5 protein-coding genes and 1 pseudogene are annotated in these 5,849 nt (G+C 39.0%); 4 read left to right on the top strand and 2 right to left on the bottom strand.

Annotated elements, in window-relative coordinates; genetic code table 11:
• Together L1264_RS21170 and L1264_RS21175 are read right to left on the bottom strand one after the other, a co-directional pair.
• Positions 1-384, bottom strand: a 384-nt coding sequence (locus L1264_RS21170; RefSeq protein ID WP_235404616.1) for an RNA-guided endonuclease InsQ/TnpB family protein, incomplete at its 3' end; no start/stop codon positions are given.
• Positions 384-845, bottom strand: coding sequence for a helix-turn-helix domain-containing protein (locus tag L1264_RS21175; protein WP_235404618.1), 462 nt, complete (start codon positions 843-845; stop codon positions 384-386). The genes L1264_RS21170 and L1264_RS21175, both read right to left, overlap by 1 nt.
• Positions 846-883: 38 nt before the next feature.
• Here L1264_RS21175 and L1264_RS21565 point away from each other — a divergent pair.
• The 4 genes and pseudogenes from L1264_RS21565 to L1264_RS21190 form a co-directional block, all read left to right on the top strand.
• Positions 884-979 (top strand): annotated as a pseudogene (locus tag L1264_RS21565) (IS200/IS605 family transposase); the annotation flags it as partial.
• Between the two features lie 510 nt (positions 980-1,489).
• A complete protein-coding gene (locus L1264_RS21180; RefSeq protein ID WP_138533981.1) occupies positions 1,490-2,224 on the top strand; it encodes a DsbC family protein in 735 nt (244 codons plus the stop codon).
• Positions 2,225-2,230: 6 nt separating this feature from the next.
• Complete coding sequence (locus L1264_RS21185) at positions 2,231-2,950, top strand: TraV family lipoprotein (protein WP_199528355.1); 720 nt, start codon at positions 2,231-2,233, stop codon at positions 2,948-2,950.
• A gap of 14 nt (positions 2,951-2,964) precedes the next feature.
• Positions 2,965-5,562, top strand: coding sequence for a TraC family protein (locus tag L1264_RS21190; protein ID WP_199528354.1), 2,598 nt, complete (start codon positions 2,965-2,967; stop codon positions 5,560-5,562).
• Positions 5,563-5,849: the final 287 nt, after the last annotated feature.

A 5,849-nucleotide genomic window follows, 5' to 3' on the forward strand; every position in this document is an offset into this window, starting at 1 on the left:
TACGTTTAAATCTTCGAACACTAAAATATCATTTTCATTGGTTATCTGTCGTGAAGTTTTGTGCGCAAAGTCCAGCCTTTGCCTTGAGATTTTTCCGTGTAATTTATTGATGCGTTGTTTTGTTTTTTGCCAGCGATTTGAACCTTTGGTTCGACGTGCAAGCTGGCGTTGCAATTGATTTAACTTCTCTATTGCTTGCCTTAAAAACTTCGGATTGTCGGCCACGAAACCGTTCGAACCAACCACCGTTTGCTTTGAGTTGATGTCAAAGCCAGTGATCGTTTCCAAAACTTGTTTAGCCGTTTTGCATTCCACTTCCTGAGTGATACTGCATTCCCATTTTCCGTGACGATATTGAACAGTGACGGTCTTAATTTTGCTCACTAGCTCACTAGCTCACGATGCAGAACGATTGGCACTTTGCCGACCTTCGGAATACTGATAGCGCCATTTTCGATTCGAATGCAATTGGCATTATTAACGGCTCGAAACGAGTCGTTGTGAAGTTTTTTCTTTTTGTATGAGACTTTATGCTTTGGAAAGCGCTGCAAACGAACCTTTGAAAAAGCATTCTTAACAGCAGTTTCTAAATCGCGAGCAACCTGCTGAGCCGCTGCTGAATCAAAAGATTTAATCCACGCAAACTCTTCGAAAGGCTTTAATTCCTTAAGAAGCGAGGCCATTTCTTTGTAAAACAAGAACGTCTTATCGTACTCATATCGACGCATATTTTCAGACAACAACAGATTCCAAATGCCACGCGCTGTCGCACCAAACTCAATAAGCTTAGCTTCTTGCTCTGGGGTAGGATTTAGCCTGTAGTTGTATCTGAGCGTCTTTTTCATATGCTGTATAGACTACTGTATAAGGTCGAGTTATCAAGTTGGAATATGAAACTAAATCTCACTGCAAATATTTAATTGCACTTCATTTAATTCTGGTAGTTAAGTACAGAAAACCTTTACTAAACGGAAATCTGGAATAGTGAAAATGAAAAGCTCACTATCATTACCATCGATCTATCAATTGAACGCTGTATAAAGCAACGAATAGCCCATAGAAGCTTACCATTAGTTTTGGAAAGTGGTTTTTTACAAGAGCCTATTACAAGTGAGCACATAAATTCATGGTGTGATGCATTCGATGAGGAAGATTACGAAGATGTTTCATTTCGACAACACCATGTCATTGTGAAGTCTTGATATGTGACAAACTTTATTCGTTAAGGTTGGTATATATCAACCTTAACCTTAGATCAGTATTTTACCAACCTAAGGCTTTATCATGCCTAAAACTAAGTATTTAGAGCTTTGAGTATCCTAAATTCATCTTAATTTGTTGATTAAACAAGCATATCAACCATCGAGTTAGTAAAACTCTGTTTTGTCCAAATCCATGAAAAAAAGCAAAAATCAGTAATTAATCTCCCCTTTTCACTCTATAGCCAAGATTACAATGACATGTATGTCAATTTAAAGAGTAAGTCACAATGTCACTAAAGAAAAAAATTACGGCTATTGGCCTATTAGCAACTGTAAGTCTTTTAAGCGTATCTTCAATGGCGAAATCAATTAATCCGAAAGAATTAAAACAAACTCTTTCTCAAAAAGGTGATATCGAAGGTATTCAAGAACTCCCTGTTGAAAACTTAATGCTGGTTAAGACTAAATCAGGACAAACATATTTTGTATCTAAGAATGGCCGCTTTGTATTTCAAGGGCAGTTAATTGATACATGGTTTAGGCGAACTATTGATGAATTGAGCGAAGCAAGAAATGCTCACCGTGTCCCTCTTGAAAAAATGGGCGTAAAACTAGATGAGCTTGCAACACTATCATTTGGTAACCAAGACATACCCAAGCAAGCAACAATATTCGTTGACCCTAATTGCGGATACTGCCACGCCCTGTTCAATAAAATTCAGCAATCTCCAGAAAAGTACAATGTTGACTTTGTACTAACAGCGATGCTGGGCAGCCAATCTTTACTAGAGTCCAAACGCCTAAATTGCGCTGTTGATAAATCTAAAGCTGTCATCGACCTTATGAACAAGACAAAACTAGCAACAGAAATGAGAGAAGACTGCGATGCAAAGGCTGTTCAAAAAGCACCTATCGTTATGGGATTGCTTGAGGCTAGAGGAACCCCATTCCTAGTTCGTGAAGATGGTTTAACCTTTAATGGGCTACCAAGCGATTTTGATGCATGGCTTGAGATGGAGTAACTAGCAATGAAAGAAATCTTTAAAATCAGCTCAATTCTAGCCATAGCCTCATTATTTTCTGGGTGTTCGGCATTTACGATTGGTGAAGAGGAATTTTCATGTGCAGGTAAACCGGAACTTGGTCTCTGTAAAGGGCCGATGGAGGTTTATGAGTTAACCAACAATCAAGACCAACTTGAGCACATGATGACTGCAGAATATGCAAAAAACGAAGGTGAAAAAAAGTCAAATTCAGAAGGAAACCAAAAAGTCATTTACGTTAATAGTGAAGGGGAAGACATCACATACGTATATGAACCAAGAAGTTTGCGAAGACAAAACGCACAGGATTATGACAAAGCCAACATTGTTGGTATCGCGAGCAATGACACAATGTCATATTCGAAACAATCACACGATGAGTTAGATGACTTAAGAACTTTCAATTACGTTCCAAATGATATCGCGCCAGAGCCTCTCGCTGTTCTAGAAGAAGCTAAAGCAATGCGTATTTATGTTGCTGCTTGGGAAGATAAGTCTGGAGATTTGAATATTCCAGGCTTCGTATATGTTGAATTACAACCAAGACGCTGGGTAACAGGCCATCAAGCTCAAATGCGCCCAAGTCGAGTATTACCATTTCAAACAATAAAGAAAAGCAAAGTAACAAGCCAAAGAAAAGAAACTATGGCCAAAGGTATCGATCCGTTGAGCATTTCTAGACCTCAGTCTGAGGCTAATAAGTAAAATAGGTGTATAGCATGCTGAATAAAATCCAAGAAGCTATCGAAAAGATATTGAATCCAGATATCGAAGAAACCCAGCAGAATTTTGCTGGCCCCCTTTGGCGAAGCACCATTGAAGATCAACAAAAGCTTCTCGGAGGTAATAAAGCCGCAGAATTAAACTGTGTAATGGAATATATTAAAGAATATCAAATGTTCTTAATGGAAGGCGGTTACATTGGATTTGTTATCGCCTGCCAACCAACTAACGGGGTAAACAACGAAATAAGAACAGCCTACGAAGGCTTTCTATCTGATGAGTTTCCTCACAACACATTAATTCAACTAAGCCTAGCTGCTTTACCACGAATAGATGGCTTTCTAAATGGTTACAGGCAACTACGAGGGAAGCGGATTGGTGGTGAAGACGGTGAGCTTGCTGATGCAATGAGCGAATCAGTAATTAATTATTACTCTAAAGCAAGAAAAGAGTCTCTTGATAAAAAATCAGGTATCCGGCCAAGAGATTTTGAACATTGGATCACAGTAAAAATCCCAGTTAAAAACTTTATCCCTTCCGATAAAGAGCTCAAAGAGTTCCTAGAGATAAAAGATAGAACATATTCAATATTCGAAGGGTTAGGCTTAGCCCCATTGATTTTAAATGATGAAGAATGGCTTTCAAGAATGCAGACTTTCTTCAATCACTCACCTAATGCACTTTGGCGAGATAAAGTAAAAATCAACAAGCTTGTCCCACTGGGTGCGCAAATATTAGAGCAGGGCGGAATAATTAACCGTGATGAATATGGTCTAGAATTTTCATCTTTAGATGAGAAATCAAATGGATTTGCTTCAGTCATGACCCTCAAGCAAACACCCGATTACTTAAACTACGGTGATATTATAAACCTGCTAGGTGATTGGCGTTTTGGCAAGCGAACGGTTGCTTGGAACCCATATTTAATGACGCTTAACGTACAGTTACCAAGTATTCATTCTGCAAATGAAGAATTTGATCGCCGTAACAAATGGCTAAAAAAACAAGCAAAAGGAAAAATGCTGGAGTGGGTTTCAACCTTAAAAGACCAAGCACAAGACTACTTTGCAATTGAAGATGAACTTAAAAACTCCAGATTATGTAAAATTAGCCTTAATTTAATAATCCTTGGTGGAAGTAAGAAAGAAACATTCACGGCGACTAGGAAATTGCAGGCATTCTTCAAGCGTAAAGAGTATAAATTCAACATAGAAACAATTTTGGCACCTAGCACCTTCTTAAACGCTTTACCTCTTGGCCTTGATGATGAATATATAAAATTATCAGACCGGTTTGATGAATGGACGGCAAAAGGGGCTGTATTTTTATTACCACATAGCGCGAGTTGGAAAGGAAACACTTCACGGCCAATTCTAGAGTTTGTCACGCGCTTTGGGCAAATATTCGGTTTAGACATATTTGAAACAGATGGTTCCTTTAATGCACTTATTTGCGCTCGCTCTGGAGCTGGTAAGTCATTTTTCAATAATAAGCTAATCACTTCATATCTAGGCTCTGGTGTTAAAAGCCGGCTTGATGTGGGCAGCGATACTGACGGCGCTCAAGTGTTTGTTATTGACAAAGGTCGCTCATATGAAAACTTAGCAAGCCAGTATAAGAATGCTCAATTCATTGACTTCAATGAGAACATGAAGTTTTCACTTGATCCATTTGCAAATATTGATGACTTTTATGGCAAAGAAGGTCAAGCAGCCATGGTTCATTCCTTGCTGAAAGCAATGGCGTCAGAATCAGGTGATTTAAGTGACTACCAATCTACAGAAATGCTTACAGTACTCACTGAGCTTTGGAACCTTAAAGGGAAAGATTCATCAATAACAGACTTTTCTGAGCTGTGTGAAAAGCACCAAGATGTTGAAATAAAGAGGATAGGGCGCCAACTAAAACCATGGTGTGAAGGCGGTATTTTTGGAGACTTTTTTGGTAAGAAATACCCACCAATAAACTTCAAATCACGATTAATCGTTTGTGAGATGGATGAACTATCCTCGCAACCTCACTTATCACAATGTGTTCTGATGAGCCTTATCAACGCAGCTCAACATGCAATGTTTTTATCAGGCAACAAACAAAGAAAACTTTTCATTCTCGATGAAGCTTGGGAATACCTTAAAGACAAGCCGGGTAAAGTCAATTATCTAGCCGAGTTCCTTGAAACTGGTTGGCGTCGATTCAGGAAAACACGTGCAGCTGGCATTTGTATCACACAGAGCTTACTTGATGCTTACCAAAGCCAAGCAGGGATGGCCATTGTTAATAATAGTCCATGGAAGTTTATGTTGGCCCAGGAACCGGAAGCCGTTGATAAACTCAAAGAGTTAAAAGCGTATGATGGTACAGATCAAGACTATGATTTAATGAAAAGCGTTCATACTGATAAGGGCCATTACTCAGAAATCTTAGTGAGATACGGGCAATCGAGGGAAATAGTTAAGCTATTTGTAGATAAAGAAACCCAACTAGTTTACTCAACAGATCCAGATGACAGGGAGTTAGTAGACAAGTTTAAGTCTCAAGGTTATTCAATTAAAAAAGCTCTAGAGCTTGCAAATAAAGAGAAGGGTAGGGGGTAGTTACCTTTGTACACACACGTATATTGAAATAGTCTTAGCTTGCTCTTTCTGGTTGGACTAATAGAACTTAATTAAATCTGACAGTCAATTGTGTACTAATTGCTGACCGTGGGACTAACAAGTTTCTGTCCTGAGGCGGGTTATGTAATTAACTCACCTTTGTCGGATAGACGACACCTGTTACCAAGTGTCGCCCTCCTAAGAACCGTACGTGCAACTTTCACTGCATACGGCTCAAGCCTTCACGAAGGCACCTAATTGGTACCCAGCAACTTATAAAGCAGCGA

The organism is Pseudoalteromonas sp. APAL1, from assembly GCF_021532475.1.
Lineage (GTDB): Bacteria > Pseudomonadota > Gammaproteobacteria > Enterobacterales > Alteromonadaceae > Pseudoalteromonas > Pseudoalteromonas lipolytica_C.

What these genes read in the sequence shown, in the direction of transcription:
- L1264_RS21175 (WP_235404618.1), bottom strand. Translation starts at nt 845, where the DNA reads ATGAAAAAGACGCTCAGATACAACTACAGGCTAAATCCTACCCCAGAG.
- L1264_RS21180 (WP_138533981.1), top strand. Translation starts at nt 1,490, where the DNA reads ATGTCACTAAAGAAAAAAATTACGGCTATTGGCCTATTAGCAACTGTA.
- L1264_RS21185 (WP_199528355.1), top strand. Translation starts at nt 2,231, where the DNA reads ATGAAAGAAATCTTTAAAATCAGCTCAATTCTAGCCATAGCCTCATTA.
- L1264_RS21190 (WP_199528354.1), top strand. Translation starts at nt 2,965, where the DNA reads ATGCTGAATAAAATCCAAGAAGCTATCGAAAAGATATTGAATCCAGAT.